Here is a 16,002-nt window from a genome sequence, read left to right on the forward strand (position 1 = left end):
TAAAAAAACAGTTCATGAATAATATGAACTGTTTTTAAATATCTTATATCTCGCTCTACTCCTTTACAAGGATATAATATTCATTTAAAGCTATTTCTTACCTTCATAATTAAAATTGTTAATGAAGGCATAACAGTAATTAGGTTTGTTAATAAAATAGCAAAATCTTCAGTGAAATATCCATAAATCACCCATAGAGCTACACCTATTGTGAATAACATATATGTAGTAAGTGAAATACCAGAAGTATTTTGAGTCCTTATCGTCTTAATGGCTTGAGGAATAAAGGAGACACTGGTTAATCCACCAGCAATTAAACCTATAATGATCATTCTAAGTTCCCGTCAATCAAGGATTTCAAATTAAACATCATCCGATAATTCTCAATCATTTCATTAGCAATATCTCTCAAAGTCACCGTAGACATCAGCTGATCTTCTGCATGCATGAAAAGAAGGGTCAATTCAACATTTTTCTCTTTAGCTTCCTGCGTAATAACTTGAAAGTGTTCTTTTTCACCTTGAACTAGGAATTCATTTGCTTCTTTGATTAACTGTTCTGCTACTTCAAATTCGCCAGTTCTTGCTTTTGTCATGCTTTCCATTACTTTTGATTTTGCACTCCCAACCATTCCAATAATATTGAAAGCAATCAACTCTAAACCTTCCATTTCTTCTCCTTTAGTATTTTAATGTCACAATTTCATAACCCTTAACTTCTGGGACAACAAATTCCAGAGAGTTATCTTTTACTCTATATTCAATTTCATCATTATTTTGAACTACTTTGACGCTTTTAATTTTTTTAATATCAATATTGATTTGTTTACTGATACTTTCTACTGACAAAACAATTTTTACATTATAAAGAGGAATAACTTCTTCAATTGTATCCAATTCTATCGCTTTTCTTTGAGGAATATAATTCAAAAGATTTAAAATTAACTCTCCTCTCTCCTTATTATGATTTAAAATAATATCTCCACTAGAAGGCATGTTCGTTTTTAAAACGGTCTGTCCCAATGCTTCATCTACGGTAAGATTTATCATTTGTTTATATTGCAAAACTCCTTGGCGTTTATACATTTCAAATAGGGGGTGACTAAAGTAATAAACACGGTCACTGCTTGTTGCCACAGGATTTTCTTTATTCTCAGAAACCGGTGCTTGAAAATGTGAATAATAATGCTGGTAGTTTCTCTGGAATAAAGGTCGATATTCATCACCTAAAACTTGTGCTCCTTGTGGAGATACTAAAAGCCCCTCACCATGAAGAACAAGTTCTCCATTGGGCAAATGATTTTCAAAAAGCCCATGGTATTTTCCATAAGTTGGAACAAATGTATTTTTACCAATATAATTAATTCCCCAGTCTGACAAAAATCTATTTTCTGCATCTAAACCACTTTTATAAGTTGCCAAAATTTTTCCATCAGTTTTCTCAAAGTACTCTTGTATTTTTCTCTTAAGCCCTTCTGATATAATAATTTTATCAGGAAGAATGATTAGCTTATACTTAGTCCAATCCATCCATTGATCCACAATATCAAATTGATAATGCTTTTCATTTAGCATATTGACTGCTCCAGCTAAGGATAAATCGACTTTTAATTCACTATCAGCAATTATACCTGGATGGACAATGGCAATTTCAGTCAATGCTTGACTACCATCGTTATATTTTTCCAACTTCTCTACTTGACGATAAACAGAGCCTATTAATTCATAAGTCGCCAACTGTAGTGTCCCATCAGGGTACATTTGATCTCCAATTGAACATTTTGCTCCATGAGCTAAGGCAAGAAATGTTTCATATTCAAGTGCAGCCTTATTTTTATAGCTTCCAAAATCGGCCCAAACCTTGTGAAATTTACCTGTCATGCCCACATATTCTTTGCCAAGATTTTTAGCATACCTTACTGTTGTTGGAAAGTGTTGATAACCCCATTCTCCACTTGGAAGTGACTCTATTTCCAAATGGCTATATTCCGATAAATTTTTACGAATTGAAGGTAAAATATTTCCTTCATTAAAAAATACTGGACAGTCATTAGATTCACCCTTTACAGTAGCAGATATCTCATCTTTCAAAAATTGTTCTGTCAGTTTTGCAAATGAGATTCTATCCTTTTCATTAGTTGGATCTAAATTAAGATTCAGCATTTTTTCAATACAGTAATTACATGAACAAGGATCTTGCCAAACAATATCAAAAAATAAACCATCTAACTTTGATCCAAAATGTTTCATTGTATCAACAATTTGATATTTAAGATAGTCAAGGTAAGGAGTATTAAAGCATAAAGTTTTCCAGCCTGGAGAAAGTTGACCATAATCATCAAATCCGTAGAGACTACCATCTGGTTTTCTTTCCAACCATTCCGGATGACGATCTGCTGAGAAGGCGTCCCAGCCCACCGTGAGATAAATTGGAGCTTTAATTCCTACTTCATGACAGGCATCAACCTCCATCATGAGAAAATCATTAGCTAACTGAGGATGTTTCGCTGGAAGTTTAGTATCATAATAAATATGGCCATGATGGCATCTTCCTGTTAAAGTTACTGAATTAATCCGAGCACTTTTTAGTATTTTTTGAAAATTTTTCTTTTCAAAATGCCTCCCTAATGTAAATGGAAGAGCAGGTGTATGGAAATCAAGATGCACCTGGCGATAGGGTAAATTACTCAATTTCTCTTTTTACCTCTCTAAATCTAAATTTAGTCCAAGGTTTGATATACTCTACTAAAAATTGATTATCCTCAGTAATTCTCGCAACAACATTTTTTTCATGAGCTGCATTGGGCATTTCTTTTTTAACAATATTGACCTCACCCTTGTACTGACCAAAAGAATTATTCCCTAGTGTGATATCTCCAAATTCAACCTTTTCCTTGGTATTGTGTTCCGGAATACTTTGTTCTTGATATTTTAGTTTAACAAATGTTGAACGAATACTATAACTATTGATATCTCCCCGATTAAAATGTTGGTTATTAAGAATCACTTCTTTTTCTAAAGAAGTAGTTTTCGAATCAAATATAACGTCAAGTTCAATTTGATCATCTCTCAAATTGCTCAGTAAGCTAAGTTCTTCCTCACTTGCATATGCATTAGCGATGATAATATCGTCAATCAATCCCGTTGCAATTAGATGTTTTGCTTGTATTTCTATTGGTAAGTCTCTGTGCAATTCTAAGGTACAAAGACCATTTGTATACATATGAGGCCCATGATCTGCTGAATGAGAATTTACAAATGCTGCTGTTCGTAGCCCCATTTCTTTATATTTTTTTGAGCATTTTATGAAATAGTCATAATCTAGTCCTGTAAACCTTTGTGGATAAAAATTGTGGCAACCAATGATCCGCTTCATATTAGGTTGATAAGAAATTACATTTTCTAAGTAATAAGTATCATTGCTAATATTTATCTCTAAATCTAGTTGTGAATCATCAAATGTTATTAATGATTCAACTAGTCCATCAAAAGTAGAATCCAAGCGTACTCCTGTAGCTCCCATCTCTTTAAAGAAAGTCAAATCATGATAGCTAATATTTAATTGTTCAAAAACAGCTGGATTTAAATCTAATATCACTTCCATTCCATATTTTCTAGCATGTTTAATTGAAACTTTTAAACTTTCTAATGTTTCTTCTTCCTTTCCTTGCTCAATCATCAATAAGTTGGTAAACACTCTTTTAAAGTTATACTTTGAAGCTAATTCGATATAAGCTAATGTCTCTTTAATATTTTCCTTATAAGGATAAATAGAAATTCCTAACATTGTTTCTTCCTTCTAATTCTTGATTTCTTGCTAAAAGCCAGTTGAAATGTCCAATTCTCTTCAAGCTTCTTGTTCTTTTGCAATCATATTTTTATCAAAAGCCTTAAAGAATGGATAGTAGATTAATCCTGCTACAATAATGTTTATAATCGCAAGTACTGCTGCTCTCCAATCTAAACCTGTTGCCATCATTGCCCCAATCGGAGCAGGAAGTGTCCATGGAGCAATTGCAATCGGGTAATTTACCAAATGGAAAACTCCCATTGCTAAATAAGTAATAATCCCCATTACTACTGGAGCTAATACAAATGGAATGGCGAAAAACGGATTCATTACTATTGGAACACCGAAGATAAGTGGCTCATTGATATTGAAAATACCTGGTACTAAAGTAAAACGCCCCATTTTTTTACTAAATTCAGATTTTCCAAAGAAGGCCATTAGAAAAGCAAGGGAAAGTGTTGCTCCAGCTCCACCAATCCAAATAAACCATTGGAAAAACTGTTCTGTCATAAAATGAGGAACCACTTGCCCTGTAGCTGCCGCATTGATATTGGCATTCAAATTATCATACCAAAATGGATATAGAATAGGTGTTGCAATAATCATGCCGTGAATACCAAATACCCAAACAATTGTAATTAATAGAATTGGAACAATCACGGATAGTACATTGTCTCCAGCAAAATATCTTATTGGAGAAAATACCCACTGTAAAGCACTATTAATGTCGAAATTTAAACCTACTTTAATAATCCAAACAGCGACAATAACAAGTGCTCCAGGAATCAAGGCAGCAAACGAATTAATGACAGAAGTTGGGACACCGTGTGGCATCTTGATAACCATATTTTTCTTTATACAGAAACGAACAACTTCTACTGTGAAAATTGAAACAATTATTGCTGTGAATAAACCCCCAGCACCAAAATTACCCATTGGTAAAAAAGTTCCGCTAACAGATAAGCCAGCTTTTTTAGCTACACCTTCAGCAATTGTAGCAGGAGAAATTGCAGCAATTAAGAAAGCAAGTACTGCTAACACACTCGTAGACACTTTATCAATCTTATAAACTTCACATAAACTTGAAGCAACACCTATACAAACATATACAGACATGAAGTTCATTGTAAAGTCCATTGGAATCGTCAATTTATCAGCATAGGGAGTAATAAAATCTTTCCAAGCATCAATAGGTAAGTTCAACATGATGATAAAAATTGAACCAATGATGGTTACGGGAATAATAACGCTCATACCATTTCTAACAGCTGTTAGATATCGGTTATTAGCAATGTTCCCCATTGTCTGAACTATCTTATTAAAATTTATTTTGTTCATTTTTTTATTTCCTTTTATTTTTGAACCGGTTTAATTTTAAATTAAATAAAGAATATCTTTATTTATGAACTTTTTCTTGTATCAATTTGTATAAGTCTGGAATCCCCATAGGTGTATATAGGATTCCTTCAATTGGAATTAATGGAATCCCATAACTATCAGCGTCTTTTTGTAAGTGCTCTTTTCGGAAGCTAACCTGCGGAGCCAATAACAACGCGTCCCAGTTATCCTGTTGCATTTTTAAAGAAACTTCTTCCGTACCAGTCGCTTCCATCATAAAGTCATTATTCCCCTGTTTTTTAGCTTCAGCAACTAGATTTTCAGCTAAGATAGAAGAGCTCATTCCACCACCACACGCAAGTAAAATTTTCATAAATGTCCTCCTTTTTTTGAACCGTTTTAATTTTACAAGAACAGTATAACATGAAAGCGATTTAATTACAACCCTAATTTATTTTTTTTACTGATTTTCTCCATAATAAATTTGTGCTAATTTCAATTGTTGCTGTTTGACCTTGATTTTTATCTTTTATTCTTTCCAAAATTAATTCACCAATTTTAAGTCCCATTTCTTTAATAGGTTGTTCAATTACGGTTAATTTAGGTTCAATAATATCACTAAGTTCAAAATGATCGAAACCAATAATTGAAATATTATCTGGAATTTTGATTTTCTTTTCAAATAATGCTTGTACTACTCCTAGAGTCATATAGTAATTCGTTGAATAAATAGCTGTTAGCTTTTCATTTTCTAATAGCTTCAAAGCACCACGATAGCCTGCTTCCTTTGTGTAATCCCCATTAACAACTAAACTTTTAGAAAATATCTCTTTTGATTCCATGAACTCTCTATAACCCTTAAAACGTTCTGCTCCAATGTATCTATTTGTAGTTCCTGATACAATCCCTATATTTCTATGACCATTTTCATATAATTTTTCAACAGCATTAAAAGAAGCTTGGTAATTATCTACCAATACTGTATCAGTTTTAAATCCTTTTATTGGAGAGTCAACAGCGACAATTGCCACACCTTCTTCTCTTAATTTGCTTAAAATAGGCAAACTCTTTTCTAAATGAAATACTACTATCCCATCTACTGATCTAGATCTTAAAAATTCCAATTTTTTTTCTAATTTTTTGTAATCATTTTGGTAGTCTCCCAAAAGTAGGCTATAGTTATTTTCTTCTAAATAGTTTTCCAAATTCGAAACAATGGAAGTCGCAAAAACATCTGTTAAAGAATTTACAAGCACTCCAATTGAATGACTTCTATTGTTCTTTAGGCCTTTGGCAATAATGTTTTCTTCAAATCCCAGAAAATCAATAGCTTCTTTAACATTAATCATATTTGCCTTTTTTAATTGATGCCCATTCAAATACCTTGAAACTGTTCCTATAGAAACACCTGCTTTTTTTGCGACTTCTCTAATCGTTACCATAAATTACACCTAAACTACCAATCTTTTTATATCATAAGCTTATCATAATTTCTTCTATTTTTTTACTTTTATATATTCTTTACTGAGTATTTATAACTGAACTTAAAAACGAAATAAGAGTTTCATTACACTTCAGTATAGGTCGAGGTATAGATTTATTACTAATTTTTATGACTTTAAAATTCAATATTATTCATTATAAATCAATAGGAATACTTTCTTCTTCACATTTTACTTTGACAATATAAGATGTATGAACAAAGAAAACCTTAAAGCTCGATTGCTATAAGGTTTTTGCTTGGAATATTAACATAAATGATTTTGACTATTATCTCTCCAAACTCCTGCTATAACTGAAACAAAAATTACAGATATTGAGAGACTTCCCCGAAGTTTCCTATTGCATAGCATACAGCATAAATATAGTGTAAACTGCTATATTTTTTATTACACCTATAAACTAGATAATTGGACAAGAATTATAACGTTCCTGATATAAAAATAAGTTCATCTTATGATGATGAACTTATTTTTATGTCATTTTTTTCGTTCTGTCTTCCAACTCTCTCCAAATAACTCATTGCCATTAGCTGACAAATACAAAACCTCCTTCTCTTTAATTATACGTCCTGCTTCTGGATCTCCATAGCTGACTTTATCAGTTAATGCAACAAAAATTTGTTTGGAAAATTGATTATATATTTTTACTATCTCACAAACAGTTGAGTTCTCTATATCTGTAAAAAGAAAGGAATCATGTGCAACTGCTGGAAGTACAGTTTCTTTCAAAATAGTTAAATCAAGTAAAATCATACTTTTAAAAGCTGCTCCCGTTCCCGTATCATTCTCAGTTTTGAAATCATACATCCATTTTTTCATTTTATTAAGTTTAAAATTAATCTTTGGAGAAATTCTATCTTTAGAATGAAAAATAATAGAATTATAATTTTTTAAACTTTGATTAATACGATTCGAAATTTCTTCTATTGGCTTTTCAAGCATATCATTCAAGTCATCAATTGCTTTAACACTTGATTCTTTTAGCTCTACCTCCTGAACATATATTTTATTTTTACTTTCTAATTCATCAACAAGTTGTTGTGCTTCCTGTACAAAAATAAGCTGTTTTCTACTTATATCTTTGAAAGAAGAAAACTGAGATAATCGATCCTCAATATTTTTTATTTGATTATTTATATCGTTTAAAACTGATTGCTTTTGTTTTATTTCCTCATCAATCTCACTTTTTAAAATATTTGTGATATTTTTATGAAAATTTTCAATCTGTGATATTTTTTTTACATCAATATTTGGAAAAAATTTTATCGCTTCTTCCTCATCAAAATACAACTGACTTCTATTCTCAATAGTGATTGCTTTTTCCATTTCTATTTTATTTTTTTGCCTTTTCAGTTGACTTAGTTCTAACTTTAAATTAGCAATTTGTTCTGCCTCATGTGTGCCAATAAAATTTTCTGACAATTCCAGAACTTCATTTTGCTTCTGTTCAATTAGTTTATTATTTTTATCATATTCTCGTTTACCAATTCTTTCTTGAATCCCCGAATTAATAGATTTTCTAAAGATATTCTTTTTTTCCACTTCTGTATCAACTTTTTTCTCCATTTGACTGAAGTCATAATTATATAACTTTAAAAGTCTCTTTACAGACTTATCTTCAGCTTCATTTCCAACTGCTAAAGGTTTTGATTCTTTTGTAACATCTCTCCCATAAACTCTAAAATATTTGGATATTATATCCCTAAAGGATAAATTAATTTCTAATTTATACATTGATTTGAGAAGGCTCGTAAAAGATTTTACATCTAGGTCTCTTCCCTCCAAAATTCTATAACTCTTATCACAAACATTAACAATATTAGGAGTACTTGTATTTCTAGAAAAGTAATAAATCTCTCCTTCAAAATCAAACGCAAAATTTATTACATGATGTCCTATATTCGCAACTATGTCTTTTCCTTTATCAATATAGTCCTTTCCGCCAAAACAAAAGTCGATAATCATTAAGAATGTGCTCTTACCTATAGAGTTACTTTTATTATCATCTCCAGTGACTATGTTTAATCCTTTTTTAAAAACTATTTTTTTTCTTTTTTCACCAAAAGTAAAAAATTTATCACTACTTAACTCTAATAACATTTTCAAGTTCTCCTTGTTCGTTTAATTGTATTTTTTTTAAAGCATATAATAAGCACAGCGAATCTATAAATTCTGTCGAGACCATTCCGGACTTTTTATAAAGTTCCAAAACTTTTATAGAGTCATTCCCTACTAATTTTAAATTTTTAATAGCTAACGGGAAAATACTATCTGAATATGGAGTTACCTTACTTGGAAATCTCATCAAAAACCTCACAATCTTGTACAAAAAAAGCAATAATAATTTGGCATGCTATATTACTACTTGTTTCAGAATTAATATTTTCTAACCATGATACTAACTGATTAAAAACTTCTTCCTGAGAAATTCCTGAAGAGTTCGCTTTTAAATATGCAGTTCTTATTTGACTTGCAACTATCTCAAAATTATTAGATGAGTAACCCTCTAGGATTTGAAATTGTTCTTGAATAAAGCGATAGTATCTTAATACTTTATCCTTTATAGCATCTAAAAGTAAAAAATCATCTTTAACTTTTTGACTTATTTTAAGTGGCTCCATTTTTAAATCTAAACGTTTCAAATCAGCTTTTTTTAAATTTTTCAAAGAATGTATTATATTTAAAATAGATTCGTCAATATTATTATTACTTAGCCTTTCTCTACTTATTGCATTATTTTGTAGCCTCTTCTTTATATTAAATAAGTTCGTATAATCTTCTACCGTAGTATGAAAGTCTTGTTTAGAGTGACAATCTTTACATAGCAAAATCACATTATCTAGACTCTCTATGTCATCAGCTCTTGGAACCCCTTGTAACACCTTTAATTGTTCCTTTGTTGGAGAATGGGGATAAATGTGAGCAACTTCATAATTTTTTAATATTCTTCCATTTTTTTCCTGAGATAGCGGATATTTACCGCATAAAGGACACCTACCATTAACTTCAGGTAGTAATATTGTAGATATTTTGGTGAGACTCGCTATTACCCTTGCTTTCTCCATAAATATAATTTCTCCTAGTTTTTTAATATTACCCTAATTTTACAAGTTTTTTCATTATTTTGCAACCGCTCACTATACCTTTTATATATTACATTTAATTTATAGGAATTGAGTTATTTTACTTATCCCCTTCAGAATATCTCAAACAATTAGAAAAAAGCCCAAAAGGGCTTTTTATTTTTTAAGGAATAATACTAGAAAAAGCTGCATTTACTCCCGGAGACACACTGGTATCTTTAACACCCGTTCTATATCCAGGTTCTCCGTAAATTTCAACTAATTCTTTATTAAGTTTTAAGACTTCAGGTGATAGTTCTTTTTTTCGCTCTACTAGCCCCTTTAAAGATAAATTCAAAGCATTTACTCCATCTTGAAACTTAGTATCAAACTGTATAGCTTCAACACTTCGCTTTAAATATACTTTTTCTTTATAAGTTGCACTAGAATTCTCTTTGATTAATTCTGTCATTTGAGTTAAAAATTTCTTTTGTCTGTCTGTTAACATTTCAACTCCTTTTATTTTGCAAAAATATAATAAATAATTATAATCCCACCTAAAATAATAGAAACCCAAATTGAAGCCTTTTGATAATTTTGTCTTCCTTTTTGCACTGACGCTAATTTTTCAGCATATATATCTGTAGATTGAGGTTCTCCGTAAATAGATTTCAAATCTTCAAAAAGTAGCTTTGAACCAATCGTTAAACCATTAGCTTGTAACTTACCTTTGTCGAGGGCCTTGAAAGCTCGACATAAAGTGTTAATGGTTTTCTTAAAATCACTCCCTTTATCAAGTGCGTCTGCTGCCAACAACAAATATTTTTTTTCTTCAGATGTCGTTTGATTACTTCTAGATAAAGTTAAAATCCTCTTATAAAAATTTAATTGTCTATCCGTCATACTAATTATCTATGCTTTCTAAATATTTTGTTCCAGACATTGTATCTTCTTGTATTTTAAAAGATTTTCTCACTTCAGAATCAATTTGTAGAGCACTTTCTAAGCCTAAAACACCATCAAAGAAAACTTCTTTATTATCAGCTGGACCATTTTCTCCAAAATCTCCACCATATAAATCATCTCGTTGGTCAGCACCAAAATTATAAGTTTTAAATTCATCAACCCAACCACCACCACTTTGAAAAAGGAGTGTATTTGTAGTTTCGTTCACCTTATAAACAGCAGTATACGTTGTTCCACCATATTCATAATAGATTGTGATAATTTTTATTGTATCATCACCATGAACTTCAGGAGTTTTAACAGCCTTATTCCATTCGTTTTTTCCATATTTTATAAATTTTTGAAAGTCCTCAAAATTTTCACTAAATTCTTTTTTCTTACTTTCAGAAAATAAATTCCAAACTGCTTGAAGAGACATCCCGGTCGCTTCAGATATTTTTTTCAATTGCTCGAAAGTCGCTTGGTTTTCTTTTGAGACATTTACTTCCAAGAGGTCTTTAAGGGTAATTTCATCATCTTTTTTAGAGATTAATGAATCGTTGACATCTTTACCTGTCAACTTTTTATACCAGCTCATGTCTTGATTCTTGTTAAACGTAAAGTTTCCTTTAGAATCAAACGAGCCTTGTTTTAGGGCTTTAGCTCCTTGCAAAGCCTGTTTAAAGTCTTGTAAGCTATGTTCAAATAGAGAACTCGTTTGACTTTCAACCTCTTCTAAAATTTGTTTTTTCTCTTCCAGTTCTCGAATTTCTTTTTCATAATGATTCACGACACTTTCTAGGCCCTTGCCCTCAAAGATAAGGTTTTCGGTCGCTGTCTTTGAAAGAGCAGTACTTAAAGCCTGCATGAAAATATTGATATGGTTCTCGGTTAAAGCTTTTTGCTGACGCTTGATATTAAGCAAACGTTCAAACTCATTTTTATCATAAACAGCGTCTGGATAGCGGTCAAAGGCTTTAATGCTATTCTTGTAGGTCGTCAATTCTGATTGAATCGTGGTGGTTGCACTTTTAAGTTCAGACAAAGTTGGTACAACAATTTGTTTGAAAAGTGTGTTCGCTGCATGATAAGCTTTTCCTGAAAGTCCCGAAGAAGGGTTATCTAATTGAGAAATCAAGTGATTCACTCCCTCTTGCAAATCATTGATGATTTCTTCAGCACTTGAAACATTAGTAGTTAAAGCAGAAACAAGACTTTCTCCGTCTGCTTTCGAATATTTTAATCCCATGGCAAAGCATTCCTTTCTCGTTGAGCCTCTTCTATTTCGTTTTGAAGCTGAATGGCCTCATTACGAAAGTCTTGTTCCATTTGTTCTAATTGACTTCTGGAAAAGCCTAAGATGGCACGTCGAACTTCTCGCCAAGACGAAGCATTCCACCCCAACGAACGCCCACTTTGCTCAATGTTATAATAAAGTTCTTCTTCTTCACGATAAAGACGATTCATCTCATCTTGATAATGTTCAATTTGACGTATGTAATTTTGCTTTTCTTGATTCAATTCGTCAAGCTGACTTTCTTTATGAGCAATTTGACGATTTAATTCTAAGCGTTGGTCTGCATTTTTATCTCTTTGCACTAGAATCCCCAATTCATTGTAGCTAAGTCTCTCGCATCTTGTCGGTCTCGACTTTCAATCATTTCCGCTAACCCTTTGACTTTTTTAGATTGACCTTGAATCGAGTGTACTAACTCATTCAAATCTTTAAGCAAGTCGTTATTCAACTGTTTTGCGGAACTCATGCATTTTAACGTAGTTCCTGAAGTTTCAACTTGTTGCCCTTGATGTGAAAAAGTTGAACCCTGTAATTTTGAAATCGCATTTTCTGCAACTGCAGTACTGGAACTAATTTTTGACGTCCCCATATAAACCCTCACTTTTAAAATTTATATTTTATTAAGCTCATTATACTTCCTTTTTTACAGTTATGCAAACAATAATTACAATTTTAATAATATGTCATTAAAAAAATAATATTAAAAATTAATCCGTTGGAATTATTTTTTTTAGAGCCTGATTCTTCCCCATACTTCCCTAATCTCCTAGTTCCGCTCTATTCATTCGGAAAAACTGTAAACTCTCCGTCATACTTCTCACTATAGAGCGCTTAACCACGCTAATTTGGGTTGCTTTTGATTTTCAAACTTGCTACAATGAAATTCTAAAATAAAAGTTTTTGTTCAAGGGAAACTAGACAATCCCAAAAGACAAAAACGTTGTCTAGTTTTATATTACCTTATGAAATATAAATCTTCGAGAGCGTTTTTGTTATGCCCAAAAATAAATATAAAGGCTCAAGTAAGGCTTACTTGAGTTTTTTTGTTGTCTAATTCACAAAAAAGAGAAAAATTCACGATAAAAAACTTTCCATTTTATATTGATTTTAGTAAAAAAGGGATTCTTTTAGGTCGAAATTTTAAACAAGATATAATAAAACAAAATGAAAGAAGGGAGGGAAAAGATGAATAATGATGACAAATATAATACCAAAAAGATATCATCAAAAGAGACAGATTATTTAACACGTTTTGCAATAAAAAATAATGCTTCAAGTGTCTTCAAAGATATTGATTCATTTCTTTTTTCCCTCCAATACGATGAGAATGGAAATAAGCGGAACAAAAAACTAATTTTACATGATGTAATATTCCAATCCAATCTTACTAAAAGACAAATCTGCCTAAGAATGGCTACTGATACAACAACTTTAACTGATTGGTATAGTTTTGAAAAAAATACAACTCCGTCAAAGGAAAAACTTTGTCGCCTTTGTATCGTCCTACATCTTCCTCCTAAAATTTCAATGTTTATTTTAAATCTCTATGGTTATTGCTTTGGTGAGAGTGAAAAAGATAGAATTTTTGACTATTTAATCAATACCTACTATCTTCAACCTTTCAGTGAAATTAATAAATTTTTAACAGAAAATGGGTATGAAAATTGGGAAAAAATTTAAAGTATAGGAATTCACTCCTATACTTTTTTGTTATTTTCAAAGAACTTCAAATAAGAAAGCTTTTTAAATCAGGATTTTTGCCCTTCAAAAAAAGGGGGCGCACTCCTATATCTTTTATTTTTTATCTCATTTATAATAGTGTTCATCAAAGGATTTCAGCACAATCTTTTGGTCGTCACTCGTGTTTATTCGTCATGAAGAATTAAGCACTTCACTTGGCTGTGTGCTGACAGTCAATCTTTTATGGAGGAAATCCCAATGAAATTAAATAATACTCGCTCAAACAGTTACAGTGTCGATACTGCAAAAAAACATATTGACCTTAGCTTACCCATTCAATGTGTGACTTCTTTTATTGAAATACAACACAAATTTATTGATAACAAACGAACGGACGAAATCACAGGTTATAAATTGTGGTTCATTCAAAAAGGATTGAATCCTTTTACCATTAAATTTGAAGAGGAACCAGAACTTCCAGACTTTCTCTCGATCGTTGAATTCGAACAATTAGAAGGCATTGAGATTCGATCAAATGTCTACTTCAAAGCTAAAAAATTGAAAGTTGTGAAATAATGACACTAGATGAACTTGAGCGCTATCTCCTTCAAAGTCTAAACATGGCTTTAAATGTAGATGGTGAAACAAGTTATTGTAACGCTTTTGGCTTGGAGGTCAAAGCAGAGGGATTCTATTTTATCCCTCGCTTGCCTGCGGGCTATTTGATTGATAATGACTTGTATCAAAAAATATTTGTGATTGCGAATGCGTCACTCTATCCACAATATACCGTCTTAAAACAAAACTCCGCTTACTTTGTCCCTTTAGATTCCGATGATTTTCATGTTCAACGAGCTTTGTTCTTCCCTTGGTTTAAAGGAATCTCTAAACGGTTAGTCATTCCGAATTTAACCACTTTTGCACAAGAAAATAAAGGCAATAAAATTCCACTCATGGAAAACTTAACGCTTGATTTTGATAAAGTAACAGGCATTGTGATTGCCGGAAATAGCGGTTCAGGAAAAAGTTATGCCTTAACCTATCTCCTTGAAATGCTCGCTACCATGTCACAACTCATCATTTGTGACCCCAAATATGATACTCCTTCACGGTGGGCGAAAACACATCATATCCCTGTAATCCATCCCTCTTCAAATCGGAGTAAGAGTGATTTTGTTAGTGAAATTAATGACACCCTAAGTAAAATGATAGCTGTCATCTATGAAAGACAAGCGATTCTTTTTGAAAATCCACATCATGAATTCGAACATTTTACCCTTGTTATTGATGAAACGCTCGCGTTAACAGAGGGGGTGAATAAAACCATTAAAGAGAGTTTTCTCTCTCTTTTAAGCACCATTGCATTATTGGGACGTGCCACCCGTTGCCACCTCGTATTAGTAAGCCAACGTTTTGATTATAATGCCGTTCCTGTTTCGGTCAGAGAACAAATGAATGTTTTGATTCAGATTGGAAATATTAATTCTAAAACGATTCAATTTCTTTTCCCCGATTTAGACCCCTCAGGAATCGTTATTCCAATTGGAAAAGGAACGGGCTTAATCCAAGTCATTGATAATGAGCATCCTTATCAAGTCTTACCACTTTTAACCCCAACATTCTACACACAAGAAGGGATACTATAATGAAAAAAACATGTTTCATGAGGCGGTTTATTGCCTTTAGAAAGGGAATCCTCTCTGCTTTCATCGCCTTTGTCCTCTCGCTCCTCTTTGAACTACTGAACTGGCTAAATGAAAGATTGAAGGTTTCAGCCTCTTTCCCCCAACTCAAATCCTTTTTAACTCACTTTCTCTTTATTCATCATCTCTTTATCTTGATTGCAATAACCCTCGCTTGTCTCTCTTTTTTATTCCTTAGTTTAGAAGTAATTGAGCGTTTCAAAAAAGACCGAATAAAAAATCTTTACCTGTCTATTCGTGGCTCTTATCGCCTTAGAAAATTTCTCCTTCAGGATGAACGTAAGAACTCAAAAGAGGAAAGCACTTCTGCTCAAGATTTAACGCTCTCAAAGTATAATCAAGCGGTTAGAAAACTAATACTAGAACTCAACGAGAAGGAACTCATCCTTTATTTAAGCTTGCCCAAAAGTTATCAGGCTCAAAAAATACTAAAAGCACTTGAAAATGAGATAAAAGAGGAAATTGCCAGTCGCTACCCTCAATACCTCATTTCAAACTTTGAACGTATTGAACAAGCCCTTTGGCTAAAAGGGACAAAAAGATAAAAAACAGGGGGCTTTTGTGCCAAAGGCAAACAAAAAAGCCCCCTGTTTCAAATCAACACAAGCTCTTCTCCAAAGGGTTTGTTCTAAACACAAAAATAAAAGATTCAATGGGGCTTACTACGACCCCCATTGAATCAATAA

Annotated in this window: 19 protein-coding genes; 4 read left to right on the forward strand and 15 right to left on the reverse strand. The window is 32.1% G+C overall.

The genetic code is table 11. The annotated features are described in order from the left end of the window. Window positions 1-80: 80 nt before the first annotated feature. The 15 genes from IAE52_RS07835 to IAE52_RS07900 form a co-directional block, all read right to left on the reverse strand. Entirely contained in the window at window positions 81-332 is a 252-nt protein-coding gene (locus IAE52_RS07835; RefSeq protein ID WP_200136748.1) for a SemiSWEET transporter, read from the reverse strand. Continuing rightward, window positions 329-670 (reverse strand): PTS lactose/cellobiose transporter subunit IIA, encoded by a 342-nt coding sequence (locus IAE52_RS07840; protein WP_200136749.1) that lies wholly within the window; start codon window positions 668-670, stop codon window positions 329-331. The genes IAE52_RS07835 and IAE52_RS07840 overlap by 4 nt, the downstream gene beginning before the upstream one ends. 10 nt (window positions 671-680) lie before the next feature. After that, the gene (locus tag IAE52_RS07845) at window positions 681-2,690 is read right to left on the reverse strand and encodes an alpha-amylase family protein (RefSeq protein WP_200136750.1); all 2,010 of its coding nucleotides are present in this window, start codon (window positions 2,688-2,690) and stop codon (window positions 681-683) included. Further along, on the reverse strand, window positions 2,683-3,786 hold the full coding sequence (locus IAE52_RS07850) for a DUF871 domain-containing protein (protein ID WP_200136751.1): 1,104 nt from the start codon (window positions 3,784-3,786) through the stop codon (window positions 2,683-2,685). The genes IAE52_RS07845 and IAE52_RS07850 overlap by 8 nt, the downstream gene beginning before the upstream one ends. A 60-nt stretch (window positions 3,787-3,846) precedes the next feature. Next, window positions 3,847-5,127, reverse strand: a complete 1,281-nt coding sequence (locus tag IAE52_RS07855; protein WP_233610970.1) for a PTS sugar transporter subunit IIC — start codon at window positions 5,125-5,127, stop codon at window positions 3,847-3,849. A 58-nt stretch (window positions 5,128-5,185) separates the two neighbouring features. Continuing rightward, window positions 5,186-5,500 carry a PTS sugar transporter subunit IIB gene (locus IAE52_RS07860; protein ID WP_200136752.1) on the reverse strand — a complete coding sequence of 105 codons (315 nt, stop codon included), beginning with the start codon at window positions 5,498-5,500 and terminating at the stop codon, window positions 5,186-5,188. Window positions 5,501-5,573: 73 nt separating this feature from the next. Next, entirely contained in the window at window positions 5,574-6,569 is a 996-nt protein-coding gene (locus tag IAE52_RS07865; RefSeq protein WP_200136753.1) for a LacI family DNA-binding transcriptional regulator, read from the reverse strand. A 537-nt stretch (window positions 6,570-7,106) separates the two neighbouring features. After that, window positions 7,107-8,729, reverse strand: a complete 1,623-nt coding sequence (locus IAE52_RS07870; RefSeq protein ID WP_200136754.1) for a DUF2326 domain-containing protein — start codon at window positions 8,727-8,729, stop codon at window positions 7,107-7,109. Continuing rightward, window positions 8,710-8,934, reverse strand: a complete 225-nt coding sequence (locus IAE52_RS11715; RefSeq protein WP_370568107.1) for an ABC-three component system middle component 7 — start codon at window positions 8,932-8,934, stop codon at window positions 8,710-8,712. The genes IAE52_RS07870 and IAE52_RS11715 overlap by 20 nt, the downstream gene beginning before the upstream one ends. Continuing rightward, complete coding sequence (locus tag IAE52_RS07875) at window positions 8,918-9,694, reverse strand: ABC-three component system protein (protein ID WP_200136755.1); 777 nt, start codon at window positions 9,692-9,694, stop codon at window positions 8,918-8,920. The genes IAE52_RS11715 and IAE52_RS07875 overlap by 17 nt, the downstream gene beginning before the upstream one ends. Window positions 9,695-9,875: 181 nt before the next feature. Next, on the reverse strand, window positions 9,876-10,199 hold the full coding sequence (locus tag IAE52_RS07880) for a hypothetical protein (protein WP_200136756.1): 324 nt from the start codon (window positions 10,197-10,199) through the stop codon (window positions 9,876-9,878). 11 nt (window positions 10,200-10,210) lie between these two features. Beyond that, the gene (locus tag IAE52_RS07885; protein ID WP_200136757.1) at window positions 10,211-10,594 is read right to left on the reverse strand and encodes a hypothetical protein; all 384 of its coding nucleotides are present in this window, start codon (window positions 10,592-10,594) and stop codon (window positions 10,211-10,213) included. Between the two features lies 1 nt (window position 10,595). Then, complete coding sequence (locus IAE52_RS07890; RefSeq protein ID WP_200136758.1) at window positions 10,596-11,885, reverse strand: hypothetical protein; 1,290 nt, start codon at window positions 11,883-11,885, stop codon at window positions 10,596-10,598. Further along, on the reverse strand, window positions 11,876-12,235 hold the full coding sequence (locus IAE52_RS07895) for a hypothetical protein (protein WP_200136759.1): 360 nt from the start codon (window positions 12,233-12,235) through the stop codon (window positions 11,876-11,878). Before IAE52_RS07895 ends, IAE52_RS07890 begins: the two co-directional genes overlap by 10 nt. Next, a complete protein-coding gene (locus IAE52_RS07900) occupies window positions 12,235-12,522 on the reverse strand; it encodes a hypothetical protein (protein ID WP_200136760.1) in 288 nt (95 codons plus the stop codon). The genes IAE52_RS07895 and IAE52_RS07900 overlap by 1 nt, the downstream gene beginning before the upstream one ends. A 596-nt stretch (window positions 12,523-13,118) precedes the next feature. Between IAE52_RS07900 and IAE52_RS07905 the strand changes: the two genes are divergently transcribed. The 4 genes from IAE52_RS07905 (at window position 13,119) to IAE52_RS07920 (ending at window position 15,861) form a co-directional block, all read left to right on the forward strand. Further along, window positions 13,119-13,613 carry a hypothetical protein gene (locus IAE52_RS07905; RefSeq protein WP_200136761.1) on the forward strand — a complete coding sequence of 165 codons (495 nt, stop codon included), beginning with the start codon at window positions 13,119-13,121 and terminating at the stop codon, window positions 13,611-13,613. Window positions 13,614-13,871: 258 nt separating this feature from the next. Next, on the forward strand, window positions 13,872-14,189 hold the full coding sequence (locus tag IAE52_RS07910) for a hypothetical protein (RefSeq protein ID WP_200136762.1): 318 nt from the start codon (window positions 13,872-13,874) through the stop codon (window positions 14,187-14,189). Next, window positions 14,189-15,259 carry a cell division protein FtsK gene (locus tag IAE52_RS07915; RefSeq protein ID WP_200136763.1) on the forward strand — a complete coding sequence of 357 codons (1,071 nt, stop codon included), beginning with the start codon at window positions 14,189-14,191 and terminating at the stop codon, window positions 15,257-15,259. The genes IAE52_RS07910 and IAE52_RS07915 overlap by 1 nt, the downstream gene beginning before the upstream one ends. Next, on the forward strand, window positions 15,259-15,861 hold the full coding sequence (locus IAE52_RS07920) for a hypothetical protein (protein WP_200136764.1): 603 nt from the start codon (window positions 15,259-15,261) through the stop codon (window positions 15,859-15,861). The genes IAE52_RS07915 and IAE52_RS07920 overlap by 1 nt, the downstream gene beginning before the upstream one ends. Window positions 15,862-16,002: the final 141 nt, after the last annotated feature.

The sequence above is a fragment of the Lactococcus sp. S47 genome, assembly GCF_016517475.1.
GTDB lineage: Bacteria > Bacillota > Bacilli > Lactobacillales > Streptococcaceae > Lactococcus > Lactococcus lactis.

Bases quoted from the DNA above. Each gene is read 5' to 3' on its own strand.
- IAE52_RS07835 (WP_200136748.1), bottom strand. From the start codon at position 332: ATGATCATTATAGGTTTAATTGCTGGTGGATTAACCAGTGTCTCCTTT.
- IAE52_RS07840 (WP_200136749.1), bottom strand. From the start codon at position 670: ATGGAAGGTTTAGAGTTGATTGCTTTCAATATTATTGGAATGGTTGGG.
- IAE52_RS07850 (WP_200136751.1), bottom strand. From the start codon at position 3,786: ATGTTAGGAATTTCTATTTATCCTTATAAGGAAAATATTAAAGAGACA.
- IAE52_RS07855 (WP_233610970.1), bottom strand. From the start codon at position 5,127: ATGAACAAAATAAATTTTAATAAGATAGTTCAGACAATGGGGAACATT.
- IAE52_RS07860 (WP_200136752.1), bottom strand. From the start codon at position 5,500: ATGAAAATTTTACTTGCGTGTGGTGGTGGAATGAGCTCTTCTATCTTA.
- IAE52_RS07865 (WP_200136753.1), bottom strand. From the start codon at position 6,569: ATGGTAACGATTAGAGAAGTCGCAAAAAAAGCAGGTGTTTCTATAGGA.
- IAE52_RS07870 (WP_200136754.1), bottom strand. From the start codon at position 8,729: ATGTTATTAGAGTTAAGTAGTGATAAATTTTTTACTTTTGGTGAAAAA.
- IAE52_RS11715 (WP_370568107.1), bottom strand. From the start codon at position 8,934: ATGAGATTTCCAAGTAAGGTAACTCCATATTCAGATAGTATTTTCCCG.
- IAE52_RS07875 (WP_200136755.1), bottom strand. From the start codon at position 9,694: ATGGAGAAAGCAAGGGTAATAGCGAGTCTCACCAAAATATCTACAATA.
- IAE52_RS07880 (WP_200136756.1), bottom strand. From the start codon at position 10,199: ATGTTAACAGACAGACAAAAGAAATTTTTAACTCAAATGACAGAATTA.
- IAE52_RS07885 (WP_200136757.1), bottom strand. From the start codon at position 10,594: ATGACGGATAGACAATTAAATTTTTATAAGAGGATTTTAACTTTATCT.
- IAE52_RS07890 (WP_200136758.1), bottom strand. From the start codon at position 11,885: ATGGGATTAAAATATTCGAAAGCAGACGGAGAAAGTCTTGTTTCTGCT.
- IAE52_RS07900 (WP_200136760.1), bottom strand. From the start codon at position 12,522: ATGGGGACGTCAAAAATTAGTTCCAGTACTGCAGTTGCAGAAAATGCG.
- IAE52_RS07905 (WP_200136761.1), top strand. From the start codon at position 13,119: ATGAATAATGATGACAAATATAATACCAAAAAGATATCATCAAAAGAG.
- IAE52_RS07910 (WP_200136762.1), top strand. From the start codon at position 13,872: ATGAAATTAAATAATACTCGCTCAAACAGTTACAGTGTCGATACTGCA.
- IAE52_RS07915 (WP_200136763.1), top strand. From the start codon at position 14,189: ATGACACTAGATGAACTTGAGCGCTATCTCCTTCAAAGTCTAAACATG.
- IAE52_RS07920 (WP_200136764.1), top strand. From the start codon at position 15,259: ATGAAAAAAACATGTTTCATGAGGCGGTTTATTGCCTTTAGAAAGGGA.